The organism is Maribacter sp. R77961, from assembly GCF_044594925.1.
Taxonomy (GTDB): Bacteria; Bacteroidota; Bacteroidia; order Flavobacteriales; family Flavobacteriaceae; genus Maribacter.
Genome location: NZ_CP138991.1, coordinates 183,213 through 199,701 on the forward strand (window position 1 = coordinate 183,213; position 16,489 = coordinate 199,701).

The following is a 16,489-nucleotide window of genomic DNA, read 5'->3' on the forward strand; positions in this document are numbered from 1 at the left end:
TAGTTTGCAAAAGCGCAATTAAGTACTTAAATGAAGATTATTATTGCAGGTGCAGGTGAAGTAGGATTTCATCTTGCTAAATTGCTTTCCTACGAATCTCAAGATATTACCTTAATAGATACACGTAAAGAGAGTTTGGCTTATGCGGACAACCATTTGGATATCCGTGTTTTAAAAGGTGATGCCACCTCTATTGCTGTTTTACAGGATGCGCAAGTACAGGACTCTGACCTCGTAATCGGAGTAACCTCTTCGGAAACTACGAACATTACCCTGTGTATGTTAGCTAAGCAGTTGGGTTGCAAACGTACCATTGCGCGTATATCCAACACCGAATTTATAGACAATAAGGAAATATTGCAGTTCTCGGAGTTAGGTATCGATGAGCTAATTTCTCCTGAAGAACTTGCGGCTACCGAAATTCAATTACTTCTAAATAAATCAGCCTTTAACGATACCTATGAGTTTGAGGATGGAAAGTTGATTATGGTAGGGGTTTCCTTACCAAAATCTGCACCATTTGTTGGTAAGATGGTAAAGGAGGCAGCCACGATATTCCCAGAACTTCATTTTATGCCTATAGCCCTGAAAAGGATGGGTACACAATATACCGTTATTCCAAGAGGTGATACTATTTTCAAGGAAGGAGACCAAGTTTATTTCATTACGGTTAAAGAAGGAGTTGATGAATTGTACAAGCTTACAGGAAAAAAGAAAGAAGATATAAAAAACGTAATGATTCTTGGTGGTAGTAAGGTTGGTTTTAAGACGGCTAGAGACCTTTGTGCCAACAAGTTTAATGTAAAACTTATAGAAAAAAATAAGGAAAAAGCATTTGATCTTGCGGATGATTTGCCAAACGCATTGGTTATTAATGGCGATGGAAGAAACGTGGAGCTGTTGGAGGAAGAGAGTTTAGAGTCTATGGATGCCTTTATTGCCGTTACCGGAAACTCCGAAACCAATATCATGTCTTGTTTGGTTGCAAAATCAAAATATATCAAAAAGACCATTGCCTTGGTAGAGAACATGGACTATTTTCAGTTATCACATTCTATTGGTATCGATACGTTGATAAACAAAAAGCTTTTGGCCGCCAATAATATTTTTCGCCACATTCGACGTGGAGAGGTAGTAGCCCTTATGAGACTGAACAACTTAAATGCTGAAATTTTAGAGTTTATCGTAAAAAAAGATTCTCGGGTCACAGGAACTACTATTAGGGAATTGAATTTTCCAAAGGCTGCCACAATTGGTGGTGTTGTTAGGGACGGAGAGGGTATAATTGCTCTGGGTGGATTTAAAATTGAGGCCGGTGATAGGGTGGTGGTCTGCTGTCTTCCTGAAGAAATTTCAAAAATAGAACGAATGTTCCTTTAAAATGCGCCTGAATTCTAGAATTATATTTCATCTCATGGGTCTTTTATTGCTTTGCAATGGAGGCTTTATGCTTTTGGCGGCAGTGGTTAGTGGTATTTATAAGGATGGTGCTACTTTAAGTATAACACTTGCTTCGATTTCAACAATGTTCGCCGGTGTTTTTGCAATGTACTATACACGTGGACACCGAAAAGAGGTAAAGCAGAAAGAGGGTTATATCATTGTTACGTTCGGTTGGATCGTCATGTCCATTTCAGGGATGTTACCCTATATTTTTTCAGGTGCTATCCCTGATATTACCAATGCTTTTTTTGAAACTATATCCGGTTATACCACGACTGGTGCTTCTATTATGGACGATATAGAGTCCATGCCAGAGGGAATATTGTTTTGGCGTAGTCTCACACATTGGATAGGCGGTATGGGGATTATAGTTTTAGCAATTGCCATATTGCCGTTATTAGGGATTGGCGGTATGCAGTTATTCGCAGCAGAAGCCCCAGGACCAAGCGCAGATAAGCTGCATCCACGAATTACGGATACGGCCAAAAGACTTTGGTTGATTTATGTGGGCTATACCGTTGCAGAGACTATACTTTTAAAATTGGCCGGAATGTCTTTTTTCGATGCCATTAACCATGCCTTGGCAACGCTGTCCACTGGAGGTTTTTCCACTAAGAATGCTAGTTTGGCCCACTGGAACGACCAGCCTTTAATACAGTATATCATTATTTTATTTATGTTCTTGGCAGGGACTAATTTTGTGATGAGCTATTTTGCGTTCAAAGGGAAAGTTCAAAAAGTTTTGAAAGATGAAGAGCTTAAGTTTTATTGTCTCTTTATTCTTTTAGCGACGGTTATGGCGGGTTTGGTCATTTATTTTAGAGCTAACATTACCGAACTTACTCCAGGATATCCCATGGTTCTGGGCAAGGCGGAAAGTTCGTTTAGACATGCGCTCTTTCAAGTGATAGCCGTAGTAACAACTACTGGTTTTGTTAGTGCTGATTTTACCGCATGGACGCCTTTTTTGACCATATTCTTTTTTGGACTATTCTTTTTGGGCGGTTCGGCTGGTTCTACTGCAGGAGGTATTAAAGTAATGCGCCATTTATTGATTATAAAAAATGGTCTATTAGAATTCAAACGGACCTTACACACGAATGCCATTATACCGGTACGCTATAATAATAAAACGGTCAAGGAACATATTGTTTATAATATTATTGGCTTTTTTGTGCTCTACATGCTTCTTTTTATCATCGGTGCGCTAGTTTTAGGCTTTTTAGGACTTGATTTTGAATCGGCTATAGGCGGTGCGGCATCTTCCTTGGGTAATGTGGGCCCTGCTCTGGGAAGTCTAAATCCAGTGAGTAATTTCAATGGATTACCGGATTTAGCCAAGTGGTGGTGTGGATTCTTAATGCTAGCGGGTAGGCTAGAATTATTTACCGTATTAATTCTTCTTACTCCTTATTTTTGGAAGCGGACTTAGAGAATTACGTAGTAGAATGTAATTAGGAAATACTTTAAAACATTAAGCCTATATTTATACCTTTTTCAACGGTATTGTTAAAATAACTTTGGGCATAACCTACACGAAGGAACCTGATTTTTTTTACACCCAAATTCCCTAAGGCAATCCCGAACTCAGAATATGGTTTATTGTTTGTTGTGGTTAAAAAATTTCCAGATACAATTAAGTGGGCATTTAATTTTTTAATGAGTGGAATTCTATTTAGTATAAAACCCTTAAAGTTATGTTCTGCGTGCCCTTCTATATATTCTTGGTTGGTACTTAAGGAATAATAGGGTAGTAGTAGAAAGGATTCCATATAGTCCTTTCGTGTAATATAGGATTCATTACCATTAAAATGTTGATAGTCTACAAAAGAAATGTCTCCCTGATTTAGAAATGCACCTGCTCTGAAGTTGTAAGAAAATGTTCCTTTAGTAGCTACATTTATAGATTGATTTAGCCGTAACTTAATCTGGTCGAAGTGATTGGCGACCGAGCTAGAGGCAAATCCTTTTTCATAACCTATGTATAATGTAGGGTATTTTTCACTGGGTACATTAAACTTTTCGTCAGGATAATTAAGATATTGTTGTCCAAAGCGAAATCGAACATCTATTGCAAATTTTACGATAGTGTGGTCGTTTATTGGTGCAGTAGTAAAATCGAACGGTGCCAAGGGATTGTTGGAAGTAAATCTTCTATCATTAATATCAACATAGGTGAAGTCGGTAGTATTGAAGAGGGGTTTTCTATCTTCGTAACCTAAATTGAAATTTGTTCGTATACCGTTTACGATTTCTTTGGAGTATGATAAATTTACAAAGGTTAAGTCGTAGAATTTAGCAAAATTACGTTCAAAAAATAAAGAAGTGATGGTATTTCCTATTGGCGTAATGGGTTCTTCGTTGTTAAATTGCCTTACCTCATTACCCACTTTTAATTGGAGTATAGGCCAAGAGAATTTGTTAAATCGATAATATAAAGTTGCCGTAGGGCGTAGTCTTTTATCAGATAACCCATAGTTAAGCTTTGTATTTAACCGAAAAGCATTGCCTTTTTCTTTATTCAATTTTAGATAATTGAATGCAAGCGAACCATGCCATCCTTGAACTGTATTGAATAAAAGGTTTTCTATCGGAGTATTAATGGTATAATACTTTTCTTTATAAGTATTATCGTACGTGTAGCCGAATAGTAGAGACGAAAGTTTAAATTTATTCTTTTTAGCATCTACAGAATCCAAGTATTTCTGTGTTTTTCTGATAATCTGTATGCTATCTTTTAATTTGTAATCCACAGATTCCTCAGTAGTTAGTGGTACTGGTCTTTTTTCTTTCCAAAATAAACTATCCTTTTTATTCGCATTTTTTTCAAAAGATAAAATTTCAGAAGTGAAATCGCCCTTAGCAAAGTTGGGTTTCAAATCGTAGTCTTTATAAGCTGATGTAAATCTGCCGGCGCCTTCAAACCCTAAGATGCTATATTCAAAATCGAAACGTTGTAGTACTTTTAACCAAATGTTATATTGCTTGGAATAATTAAAACTTTGTTTTATGTTAAAGGTATCCACGGGAACGATTTGAGCCTGTTTACCTGTTAGCTTTAAATCCACTGCATACAATGCCCATTCGTCTTCTACAATATAAATAGTTCCATTGAAGGCTTTGTCTTCCGCCCGCTTTGACTTCACTTCAATTTGATTTATTAATCGATTAGCCTCATCGTAAAAGGTTCCTTTTAATTTATAGTTGTAGTAAGCGAATGCATTCTCCGCAAGCGGAGAAACCAATTGGCTACCTAGCTCGACCCTATTTTCATAAAATGAAAAATCAACATCCAAGGCAGCGTTAAAACTAAAGCCGTTATCTTCACCACTTACTTTAGAGGCTAAGATTTTTTCCTTTAGCTTTCCATTGCTCCGTGCTACTTCGGATATTGTTTCAGATAGATAAAGGATTCCTGTTCGGGTAGAATCTAAACCGCCGCCGAAATCTCCAAATTCCTGACCTAGAAGGCGTTCAGGTGCATTTTTAATTTTTATAAGTCCCTTAGAATAAAAGTTTACCCGGTAGTTTGTTATTCTAGCTCGTAGTTCTTTTCTTCTGGCAATTACCTTTCTCATGATGGTATTTGCGGGATTATTATTTGCCACAATTTGAACTTCATCCAGGTTTAGTCCTTCCTCCGTCATAGTTATGTTCAATTCATAATTTCCTCCTAGGATATCAATAGATTTTTTCACGGTTTTATAGCCTAGATATTTGAAAACAACCACTTGTTTCCCCATGGCAGGTATGATGAGCTCATATTCACCATTTGCGTTAGTGGTCGTTCCGTTTAAGGTTTCCTCAATATAGATATTTACAAACGGCAGCGGTTCGTTGTTTTTATCTACCACCAGACCAAACACTTGTGCATTTGTAAAATAACTACAGCATGTAATGAAGAGAAAAGTTAGAAAGTTGTTTTGTCTAATCATTTTAGCTATCAATTAGGCCATTTGAGATAGAGGTTTTTGTTTTGTATTGATTTCGTTAATTTTCAAAATAGTTTATCGATAACCTTTAGTGTAAATTGTTCTATTGGTTGAGGTTGAGCCACCCATGAGTCCTTCTCTTGTGGTCTCTACAACTAAAGTAGGTTCCCAAGGTGTTTTGGTTGGAGGTTCCAGCCAAAGTGTCTGTGTCATTTTACTTGTTAACCATTTTCCTGATTTCGTATCTTTAAAAGGATAGGTTGAGGTGATTACTAATCTATTTTCTTCCCAGCGGGTAGTTGAAATAATGGGTTTTCCCTCACGACCGGTCAATACGTTGTTTTCAGATTTAGAGTCGTTTAAATCAAATTGATATCGAACCAGTTGCTGAAAATCCCTAGGAATAAATACAACCCGTTCCACATCCAATTCATCAGGCGTATGCTTAATGGAGATTTTATTCCCCCAACCACTTCCTAGTGTGGGTATGGCAGGCTCATCGGTCCGATTTATAACTGACACTCTGTGAAGTACAGTAGTTGACCATGTACCCGAGAAATCTGGGTTTTGCATGGCAACGCTCCTAGGTTTAAGCGTTGTTCTATCACTTCTTGTGTATGTCTGTACTGTGCTTCCAGAACCTTTTGGGGCCGGTAAATAAGGTTCTTTCCTATTTGCGCTGGCAGTTACTCTTGGATATTCAATGAATGTTTTTTCATAGTTATGAACAATACTGTCCATAACACCTATGATACCCGGATAGTAATCCTTAACATCGATTTCCTCTCTTGGGTCTACACGCAGGTCAAAAAGACGCACCAGATTATCTGGTTCCGCGTCCAGAATTTCGGTTTTGTATACATACCACAATTTCCAATTACGCCATTTTACAGCCATTATCTGACCAAATCGTTGTGTAAAAATGGCACTTTCGCGATTGGCGTGTTCTTGCTTGCCCTCTAAAAACGGAAGTTGGTTTACGCCATCGATAAATCGGTCTTTTGGAACTGCCTTGTCCGAGCCTGTAGCGTTGATTATAGTGGTGAATAAATCTACTTCATGTATCATTTCATTGGAAACTTGACCGGGTTTAATTTTATTTGGCCATCTGATAACCGCGGGTGTGCGCACACCACCTTCCATAGCGGAATTATAATATCCTCGAAATGGCCCGGGCGAACCTCTCCATGGTCGCCTCATTTCTGCACCATTGTCCGTACACCAGATAACTAAAGTGTTGTCTTCAATTCCTAGTTCCTTTAACTGGTTCAAGATAAGGCCTACGTTAAAATCAACATCAGCCATAGAATCACCCATATCACCAGCTCCTGTAGTTCCCGCCTTATCGGGATGCGGCAGTGCGGGGAAGTGCAACTGGGTCATGGCGTAATACAGAAAAAATGGTTTTTCTTTTTTGACATTCTCTTTGATAAAGGCCACGCTTTTTTCGGCTGCTTCACGGTCAATTGTTCGCCTGGTATCCGGGTTAAATGGTTTTACTTTTTTAGAATCGCTACCTGCAATGCCTTCCCATATATAGGGCTCCGGTTGTAAACTAGGGTCAAAACCGTCCATAGAAGGATACTGAGAAACTGTGGTCGTTCCTGGTATACCATACCATTTATCAAAACCTTGGTCGGTGGGTTCTCGGTTACCGAGCCAATCTTTGGCACCTAGGTCCCATTTTCCAAAGAGTGCCGTTGCATATCCCTCTGATTTTAAGCGTTCCGGTAGCATTTCCTCCCATAGTGTAGTACCGGAATAATAATCTTCACCCGCACGAACAGCATATCTTCCTGTCATTATTGCAATACGGGATGGGGTGCATGAATATTCCACATTGAAGTTTGTTAAACGAATGCCTTCCTTTCCTATTCGGTCAATATTAGGTGTGGGGACACCTCTAGCGCCTCCAAATGCAGCAACTTCGCCAACACCTAAATTATCTGGAAAGATGAGTACTACATTGGGTTTTGTTTGAGCGAAAGCAATACTACTTATACTATAAAAATGAAGTAGTAGCAGATGGGTGATTCGTTTTTTCATTTGGAAAGGGTTTCGTTATTTGAATATACTATATGATTCCTTGTAATTGTAATTTTTTCCTAAAAAACAGCATCGTTAGTAGGGCAAGAAATATTTTAAATGAAAACACCCTTAAGAAATGTATTTCTTAAGGGTGTTTTTTTAGTAATATAGGTATATGTTAACCTAAAGCGGATTTTATCCTAGCAATAGCGTCCTTTATATGTGCCACAGAAGCCGCGTAGGATATGCGTATGCAATTACCATTGCCAAAGGCATCACCGGTAACCGTTGCTACATTCGCATGCTCCAAAAGGTACATGGCAAAATCGGATGCATTATTTATTTTAGTACCATTTAAAGTCTTTCCGAAATAAGCGGTTACATCTGGGTAAACATAAAAGGCACCTTCAGGTTCATTACATTTAAATCCGTCTATGCTATTCAAAAGACCAAGAATAAGCTTTCTTCTTTCTTTAAACTCGTCTACCATATACGATATACGGTTCGGCGATTCCTCCAATGCCGTAATTACAGCTCTTTGTGCAATGCAGTTGGCGCCACTGGTAACCTGACCTTGTAGTTTATTACAGGCACGCGCTATATAAGCTGGCGCACCGATAAACCCTATACGCCATCCCGTCATCGCAAAAGCCTTTGCCACACCGTTAACGGTTACGGTACGGTCGTACATATCCGTAAACGCTGCCATAGAAGCGTGTGCAGTAACACCGTAATTAATATGCTCGTAAATTTCGTCGCTCACTACAATTATTTGAGGATGTTTTTGAAGTACATCGGCTAGCGCACGTAATTCTTCTTTGCTATAAATGGACCCGCTAGGGTTGCAAGGAGAACTGTACCAAAGCATTTTTGTTTTTGGAGTAATAGCTGCTTCTAACTGGGCCGCGGTCATTTTAAAATCATCTTCCAAAGCGGTCGGTACTTCCACTGGAACACCATCGGCAAGTTTTACAATATCAGAATAGCTAACCCAATAAGGACATGGTAATATGACTTCATCTCCTTTGTTCAATACTACTTGGGCAACGTTATAAAGTGCTTGCTTAGCTCCTGTGGAAACCACAATTTGAGGGGCCTCATAGCTCAAGTCATTATCACGCTTAAACTTGGTAATTATAGCTTGTTTAAGCTCTACATAACCGTCAACGGGAGTGTAGGAGTTATAACCATCATTAACAGCTTGTATCGCAGCTTTTTGGATATAATCCGGGACTTTAAAGTCGGGCTCACCCAAACTTAATCCTATGATGTCTTTGCCTTGAGTTCTAAGTTCACGGGCCTTTGCGGCCATTTCTAAGGTTGCGGAAGGAGTAACACTATTAATCCTGTCCGATAGTTGCTTGCTCATGTCGCTTATAAAATTTCTAGTACTGAAGAGAAGGTTGTTTCCCTAATTCTTTTAAATGTTTAAAGTGCGAAATTATGGCTTTCCTAGTAGTTTTATACTCATTGTACGGCAAATTAAACTCCTTTGCAGTCTGTTTCACAATTTTGGAAATTTTTGTGTAATGTACATGACTAATGTTAGGGAAAATATGGTGCTCTACTTGGTGGTTTAAACCTCCCGTAAACCAGTTTACAATCCTATTTTTTGTACCAAAATTAACCGTGGTAAACAATTGGTGGATAGCCCAGGTATTTTTCATAGTACCACTTTCGTCCGGCAATGGAGTATCCGCGTCATCTACAATATGCGCCAGTTGAAAAACTACACTTAAAATAACTCCGGCCACGTAATGCATGATAAAGAAACCAATTAGAATTTTCCACCAAGCTATGTCTAAAAATAACATCGGTAAAACAATCCAAATAGTAATGTAGAGTGCCTTGGTCACTAATAGGGTGCTCCAGTTCATGGCCGCGCTTGGTAATTTTCCGTAAGATAGCTTACGCTTCATGTAACGGTACATTTGCTGAAAATCCGTTGTAATAGCCCAGTTAAAGGTCAAAAGACCATATAGGAATACAGAGTAAAAATGTTGGAATTTATGATGTTTTTTCCATTCAGCGTGTTTTGAAAAACGCAGGATTCTACCCGCTTCCATGTCTTCGTCGTGCTCATGGATATTTGTATAGGTATGGTGCAATACATTGTGTTGTACCTGCCAATTGTAAACATTTCCTGCAAGTATATAAATACTACTTCCCATAAGCTTGTTCACCCACTTTTTGTTGGAGTAAGAGCCGTGATTTCCATCATGCATCACGTTCATTCCTACTCCGGCCATTCCTATCCCCATCACGATTGTCAATAGTAAGTTGGCCCAAGTAGGAAGTCCTAATGTGAGTATGAGAAAATAAGGTGCTAAAAATAGCGTGAACATTATGATGGTTTTTAAGTGTAACCTCCAGTTCCCGGTTTTCTTTATTTTATTGTTTTTGAAATACTCGTTAACCCTACCATTTAAGGTCTTAAAAAATTGGGCCGAGTCTTTTCTTGAAAAACGAATTGTATGCTGTTCCATGTTAAGAAATCTTTTTGATAAATATAACGCAAATGAAGTCGTTATTGTTTGATAGCTTAGTTAAAAAACGAAATCTTTGCAAAAGTGAATATACTCATAAAATTAATTTACAAAGATAAGGATGACTGCTGAAACCATATTTGAATATTTTCCTAATTTATCCGATATCCAGAAGAAACAGTTTGTGCTTTTGGAAGAGCTTTATAAAGATTGGAACCAAAAAATTAATGTTGTTTCTAGAAAGGATATTGAAGAGCTATACCTGCGTCATGTTTTGCATTCCTTGGGAATAGCCAAGATTCAAGAGTTTAGGGATGGTTCCAAAATTTTGGATGTGGGTACTGGTGGTGGTTTTCCTGGTATTCCCTTGGCGATACTTTATCCAAATGTTCATTTTACGCTTGTAGACTCGATAGGTAAGAAAATTAAAGTGGTGAATGAAGTGGCAGAAGGCCTTGGTCTCTTAAATGTCACTTCAGTGAATTCCAGAGTAGAAGAAATTTCTGGCCAATTTGATTTTATTGTTAGTAGAGCTGTAGCGGCAATGCCAACTTTTGTTCATTGGATAAAGGGTAAAATTAAAAAGGAATCACTTCATCAAAGAAAAAATGGTATTCTTTACCTGAAAGGAGGTGATTTAAGTGAAGAGCTTAAAGCGTATAGAACGGCACAGATTTTTGACTTGACCAACTATTTTGACTATGATTTTTTTGAAACGAAGAAAGTAGTTTATTTGCCTTTGAAATTTAAAGGATAGCGGAAAAAGTTATCATCGTTTCTAAGCGACCAATAGTGCGTAAAAGCATGGGAATATCCATCTTTTAGAATGTAATGTTTTTTTATTGGAGACATGTACCGGCTATAACTGAAATAGCATTAATTGATTTGACATGAAAAATCATCACGCTTAAAAATGGTGGCCCTTTTAGAGAGTTCACCGATAGGTATTCCTCCTCCTAAAAAATCTAAAAACTCCCCCTCACAATTGTATACAGGAACCACGGTGTTACAAATGGGGCAGCAGTTATTTGATATGAATACGGTTTGGTCTTGATATTCGGCAATTTCAATGAAAAAATATTGAGCGATATCGCTTTGGTTATTTTTTATGTCATCACTTTGTGCTCTTAACCAATCTAAATCTTCGATTGGGTTAGAAGTGTCGCACGCAGCAATTATTGGAAGGCCTAAATCATCGGTGCTACATGATAGTAAGCCAAGAAAGCCAACAAGGAAAACAAGTTTTTTCACAATTCTATTTTTTAATAGATGTGCTTCTTATCAAATGGTTGCTAGCTTCTGTGTTTCTTAACTTTAAATTAATGGACTAAAAAAGGTGCCGACAGGCACCTTTAATTTGTTTGAAGAGGGGGTATACTTATTTACTCCAAGGTGGTACCACGCCGTTTGAACGGGCATAGGCAATCAACTGACCTTTATGTTCTCCATTATGTTCCATCATGGCCAATAAACCGCCCATTTTGTTCATTTTGGCGAAACCGAAATCAACTTCTTCATTTAATTGGCCCGTTTCTACCATCGTTATTTTGTCTAGTACAAATTCATTGGATTTTTTTAAGGCAGCTATAATATTGTCTTTACCTGCGATTTTACTTAAACCCATCATATCTACATCTTCAGGAGGTGGAAACCCCATTTTAGATGCCAAATAATAATTAGCTCCAGCAACATGGAGCAGCGCTTCTGCTACAGAGTTTACACCTTCGGCAGGTCTCCAACTGTACTGTTCTTCAGAAAACGCTTCGGCCAATTGAACGACTTGAGCTTGATTGCCCATTAAAACACCTTTAATGGTGTTTTGTGCTAAATTCTCTTGTGCATGTGTCAGCCCCACGACTAAAAAGGCACAGATTGTTATTACTTTTTTCATTTTAATAGGTTATAGTTGTTAAAAAGGCGCTGCTAGATTTTCTAACAGCACTTCTAAATTTAATCAAATTTTAATCTAACGATTGTTTTTGTAAACAATTTAACATCAGTAGCTTATCCTAAGAATGGATATCTATAATTCTCTGGTGTTACAAAGGTTTCTTTTATTAATCTAGGGGAAACCCATCTTAATAGATTTTGCGCAGAGCCTGCCTTGTCATTTGTGCCGGATGCCCTTGCGCCACCGAAAGGTTGTTGTCCAACAACTGCTCCGGTAGGTTTGTCATTAATATAAAAGTTTCCTGCACAATTCTGCAATGCTTGTGTTGCTTCTTCAATGGCATATCTGTCCGTAGATAGCACAGCTCCGGTAAGTGCATATTCAGAGGTGGCATCGACAAGTTCTAATGTTTTGCTCCAATCTTTATCCTCATAAACATATATAGTTACTACAGGGCCAAAAAGTTCGGTTTCCATAGTTGTATATTTTGGATCTGTAGTGACGATTACTGTTGGTTCAATGAAATACCCCTTTGATTTGTCATAATTTCCACCTGCTATGATTTCGGCATTAGTATCGCTCTTTGCTTGGTCAATGTACTTAGCAAGTTTGTCAAAAGATCCTTCGTGTATTACTGCCGTAACAAAATTAGACATGTCCTCAGGAGAACCTGGTTTGTTAAAAGAAGCGATATCTTCTTTTACGGATTCTAGTATTTCTTTAGAAGTAGATTTTGGTAGATAAACCCTAGAAGCCGCACTGCACTTTTGACCTTGGAATTCAAAGGCACCGCGAACAATAGCGGTTGCAACTTGTTTCGGTTTTGCTGAAGGGTGTGCTACGATAAAATCTTTTCCGCCTGTTTCTCCAACAATTTTTGGGTAGGTTTTGTAGGTATGGATATTGTTTCCTATTTGTTTCCAAAGTTCCTTAAAAACAAATGTTGAACCTGTAAAATGTATTCCTGCAAAATCTGGACTAGCAAGAACCGTTTCCGTAATCATAACGGGATCCCCGTAGATTACGTTGATAACACCATCAGGAAGACCTGCTTCCTTAAATATATCTACAATTACTTTGGCAGAAAATACTTGACTGTCACTTGGTTTCCATACCACAACATTACCCATCATTGCTGCACTTGCTGGAAGATTTCCCGCTATGGCCGTAAAGTTAAACGGAGTAACAGCATAGATGAATCCTTCTAATGGTCTATACTCTACCCGGTTCCAAATACCCTCTGCTGAATCTGGTTGCTCCTCATAGATTTGAGACATGAATTCAACATTGAACCTTAAGAAATCTATAAACTCACAGGCTGCATCTATTTCTGCTTGATGGATGGTTTTAGACTGCGCTATCATAGTAGCAGCGTTGATTTTTGCTCTATAAGGGCCTGCAATGAGCTCTGCCGCTTTTAGGAATATAGCGGCACGTTGTTCCCATGTTAGGTTTGCCCAGGCATCCCTAGACGCTAAACAATTGGAAATGGCATTTTCCACATGGCTTTTTTCCGCGGTATGATAGCTCCCAACAATATGCTTATGATCATGGGGAGGAGACATGGGTTTTGTATTACCAGTGCGTACTTTCTCGCCGCCAATGTACATTGGCACATCGATTTGGCTATTGTAATATTCTTTATATTGATTTAATACTTCCTCCCGCTCCGGAGTTCCTGGAGCATAGCTTTTTATTGGCTCGTTAAATGCAGTTGGTACTTGAAAAAAACCTTTACCCATGGTCAAAATTTTATAGATTAAAAAAGTTGAACAAAGGTACTAAAAGGGTTTGCCATTAGAAACTAAATGGCTTACAAAACGAATCAATTTAAGGCAAACGGTGCGCTAAATTTAAATGTTGGGATATACACTCTAAATTTCTCTGAAGAATCAAAATTAACCATATTGTAGTGCCCTTTCATGGCTCCTATCGGAGAGGTTAAAAGGCATCCAGAGTTGTAGGTGTGCGATTCGCCGGGTTGTATCATTGGTTTTTTGCCGATAACACCTTCCCCATCTAAGGTTTCTACATCATTTAAGGAGTCATAAATTCTCCAATGGCGAGATGTTAGTTGCACAGGGTCTTTACTTTGATTTTCAATAGTGATGGTGTACCCAAAAGCATAGTGCATTTTGTAATTTTTAAAGAAAGTGCCTTCAAAATTAGTATTCACCGAAATCTTAATACCTTTTGTAACCTGTGTTATCATAGCTTAATATGTAAAAATACTGGTGGTGAACAATATTGCTACACCTAGAATAGCCAAAATAATGAAAATAGTATTGAGAAAAAGATATTTAACAATAGTTTTAAATCTTCCTTGCCGGTAATAATTTCTCATTGCTTTGTAGAGGTATATTCCGAAAATTAGAAAAAACAATCCTCCGCTGTTGATACCAAAAACATTATCAATCAAATAGCTAATAATGAGCAAGATAAATAACAATGATTGATTGTGGAAGCTAAAGATTAAATGATCGGTATAAGTGTATTTTTTTCTGATATATATCAACCAAATGAAAATAGCGAAGACCGGTAGAAAGAAAAATGTAGTGAACGGTAATTTCGATATTAGGGAACTTAGGTAATCTCCAGGTTGTTTCTGTACCTTGATAATACTCTTTGCGCTGCTGAAAGACATTCTATTGTCTCTAGTATCCGCTACATTATGTTTTTTTACAAGATCTTCAAAAACGTAAATGGTGTCCTGTTCAATTAGAAGTCTAAAGATGTTTTGTTTTGCAAAATGTCTGCCCAGAAAGCTTTTTTCAGCTACTTTTTCAAGTTCTTTTTTAGGATTGGCCAGCATCATGGAATCTTTTTTTCGAGACTCGTCTTTAATCAATGCTCCAATTTTTAAGGCATCTACTTCGTTTAAAAAGTTACGAGCTTCTTTCTGTTCCAACGAATCCAAGTTTTGTACCACATCTTCGGGCTCAAAATTCAAAATTTTACTTGGAGCGGTTTCCGCAAGTTTATCTATCTGTCCAAAATCTCCAGATAGACCCATTAAAAGAAAATACACGATGGATAAGCTTAAAAGAAACCTAAATGGATTGGTGTAAGAAACCCGCTTACCTTCTATATAGTCTCTGGTGATTTTTCCAGGTCTTAATAAAAGAGCTCCTAAGGTCTTAAGTAATTTGGAATCATATGAAAGGACGTTGGAAAAGAATTCATCAAAAAAATCTTTCAACGAAAGCTTTTTGGTGCTATTGGCTTGGGCACAGTTCGGACAATACTTATCGCTCATGTCCAAAGGATGTTTGCAATTTAAGCACTCAACGCCTCGGTATTTCAATTTATAGCGCCCAGAAGTATTAACCTTTGGTTTGGTTTCCATGTATGGTCAAAAAGTAAATTACGTTAATTGGTGATGTTTCTGGAGTTTGCCGAGCCTACGCCAATAATACTGTCGTACATGTCTCCAAAATCTCTGTAATATACCAAAATCAAGTAATTATTTTCAGTAAAATGGAAATTACCTCCAACAGGATTTAAACGTATGGTATTTTCTGAATCCTTTGTAACGTATTTGTAGTTGTAAAAGCCCTGTTTAAATTTTATGATGGCTTCCATCATTCCATTTTCTTCGTTGTAGACCATTTTATTCTCATCGGTAAGCGCGTAATTATTGTATTTTCCGAAGATGTGGACATCATCTAATGCTAATGCCTCGGTATAGGGCAGACTAAAATGAACGTAAGTGTATTCTGCCTCTCTGGAAGCATTCTCGCCTTGCAGTGTCCTAATCGTAAAATCACCATTAATGTCAGGGAAAAATGTGTATGGTTCATCGTTTCTATAGTCGTCAGAAAAGAGGTAGTGATGGTATAATTCACCTAATTCAATTTTTGATATCTGAGAACTTGGAGCCCTTAAGTCGCTGGTGTCAAAGAGTAAATACTCATTACCTCCATTGAATGCGGTCTCTTGGTCATATTTGTATACTAATTCTTGACCAAGTGTAAATTGCGGTTTGATATTGTACAGGGCGTTTGGCCAATAATAGTTCTGTAAAATCGCCACTTTCACTTCTTTTTTGGGGTTTACAAGCCTAAAATTCCCTGCATTGATAACGAACTGTACCACTTGCTTTTCGTTTAAAAAATCAAAATCTCTAGATCGTTTCACCGTGCCGCCAACTTTAACGATATCTTTATAGACCACGAATCTTCTCGAAAATTGAAGCTCATAACTACTATTGTAAATTTCCAACACGTAGTTACCGCTAACCTTTAATTTCACATTCTCATTTGGAATGGTTAATTGATAATTGGAATAGGTCTCTAAGGTGGTATAGCTATTTTCGTAATTAATGATACGCTGATTGTCCACACCGCTTAAATATTGCGATTTTAGCAAGTCTGATGGTGTCCAGTCATAGTCGCAGTGTACTATTTTATAGTAGTAATCCTGCTCGTTGGCCAAGAGATCGTCAAACTCCAAATACATTGGTTCACCTATTTGTATGATGGGGAATTGGTCCTCTGTAGGACCTTTGAATACGATTGATTTAATGTTCTCCGGTTCAGTTACTTCTTCTTGCACTTGGGCCACTATATTTTGCAGAAAAAAAAGTAAAAGGATTTGTTTAAGGAAAAAGCGCATTATTTAGCCAATTTTTAGGTAAAGGTAAACAAAAAGGATGCCGAACAAATTAACATCGATATAATGCCGAAATTATAAGGTAATTATTATGTATT

The 16,489-nt window shown here is 37.8% G+C and carries 13 protein-coding genes; 3 read left to right on the forward strand and 10 right to left on the reverse strand.

Going from position 1 to position 16,489, the window contains the following annotated elements:
• The first annotated feature begins 30 nt into the window (after window positions 1-30).
• Together trkA and SJY09_RS00795 are read left to right on the forward strand one after the other, a co-directional pair.
• Window positions 31-1,380, forward strand: coding sequence for a Trk system potassium transporter TrkA (gene trkA, locus SJY09_RS00790; protein ID WP_396637075.1), 1,350 nt, complete (start codon window positions 31-33; stop codon window positions 1,378-1,380).
• A gap of 1 nt (window position 1,381) precedes the next feature.
• A complete protein-coding gene (locus SJY09_RS00795; protein ID WP_396637076.1) occupies window positions 1,382-2,875 on the forward strand; it encodes a TrkH family potassium uptake protein in 1,494 nt (497 codons plus the stop codon).
• A gap of 34 nt (window positions 2,876-2,909) precedes the next feature.
• On the opposite strand, the gene SJY09_RS00800 is transcribed toward SJY09_RS00795, so the two are convergent.
• From SJY09_RS00800 to SJY09_RS00815, 4 genes are all read right to left on the reverse strand, one after another.
• Complete coding sequence (locus SJY09_RS00800; RefSeq protein WP_396637077.1) at window positions 2,910-5,378, reverse strand: DUF5686 and carboxypeptidase regulatory-like domain-containing protein; 2,469 nt, start codon at window positions 5,376-5,378, stop codon at window positions 2,910-2,912.
• A gap of 72 nt (window positions 5,379-5,450) precedes the next feature.
• Window positions 5,451-7,421, reverse strand: coding sequence for a sulfatase-like hydrolase/transferase (locus SJY09_RS00805; protein ID WP_396637078.1), 1,971 nt, complete (start codon window positions 7,419-7,421; stop codon window positions 5,451-5,453).
• 160 nt (window positions 7,422-7,581) lie between these two features.
• Window positions 7,582-8,772, reverse strand: coding sequence for a pyridoxal phosphate-dependent aminotransferase (locus SJY09_RS00810; protein WP_396637079.1), 1,191 nt, complete (start codon window positions 8,770-8,772; stop codon window positions 7,582-7,584).
• 16 nt (window positions 8,773-8,788) lie between these two features.
• On the reverse strand, window positions 8,789-9,889 hold the full coding sequence (locus SJY09_RS00815) for a fatty acid desaturase family protein (protein WP_396637080.1): 1,101 nt from the start codon (window positions 9,887-9,889) through the stop codon (window positions 8,789-8,791).
• Window positions 9,890-10,010: 121 nt separating this feature from the next.
• Between SJY09_RS00815 and rsmG the strand changes: the two genes are divergently transcribed.
• The gene (rsmG, locus tag SJY09_RS00820) at window positions 10,011-10,646 is read left to right on the forward strand and encodes a 16S rRNA (guanine(527)-N(7))-methyltransferase RsmG (protein ID WP_396637081.1); all 636 of its coding nucleotides are present in this window, start codon (window positions 10,011-10,013) and stop codon (window positions 10,644-10,646) included.
• Window positions 10,647-10,765: 119 nt separating this feature from the next.
• Here rsmG and SJY09_RS00825 read toward each other — a convergent pair whose 3' ends face one another.
• From SJY09_RS00825 to SJY09_RS00850, 6 genes are all read right to left on the reverse strand, one after another.
• Window positions 10,766-11,140, reverse strand: a complete 375-nt coding sequence (locus tag SJY09_RS00825; protein WP_396637082.1) for a hypothetical protein — start codon at window positions 11,138-11,140, stop codon at window positions 10,766-10,768.
• 127 nt (window positions 11,141-11,267) lie between these two features.
• Entirely contained in the window at window positions 11,268-11,780 is a 513-nt protein-coding gene (locus SJY09_RS00830) for a DinB family protein (RefSeq protein WP_396637083.1), read from the reverse strand.
• Window positions 11,781-11,893: 113 nt separating this feature from the next.
• Entirely contained in the window at window positions 11,894-13,522 is a 1,629-nt protein-coding gene (pruA, locus tag SJY09_RS00835; RefSeq protein WP_396637084.1) for an L-glutamate gamma-semialdehyde dehydrogenase, read from the reverse strand.
• Between the two features lie 83 nt (window positions 13,523-13,605).
• The gene (gene apaG / locus SJY09_RS00840; RefSeq protein WP_396637085.1) at window positions 13,606-13,992 is read right to left on the reverse strand and encodes a Co2+/Mg2+ efflux protein ApaG; all 387 of its coding nucleotides are present in this window, start codon (window positions 13,990-13,992) and stop codon (window positions 13,606-13,608) included.
• A gap of 3 nt (window positions 13,993-13,995) precedes the next feature.
• On the reverse strand, window positions 13,996-15,036 hold the full coding sequence (locus SJY09_RS00845; protein WP_396637086.1) for a DUF3667 domain-containing protein: 1,041 nt from the start codon (window positions 15,034-15,036) through the stop codon (window positions 13,996-13,998).
• 113 nt (window positions 15,037-15,149) lie between these two features.
• A complete protein-coding gene (locus SJY09_RS00850) occupies window positions 15,150-16,394 on the reverse strand; it encodes a DUF5103 domain-containing protein (RefSeq protein ID WP_396637087.1) in 1,245 nt (414 codons plus the stop codon).
• Window positions 16,395-16,489: the final 95 nt, after the last annotated feature.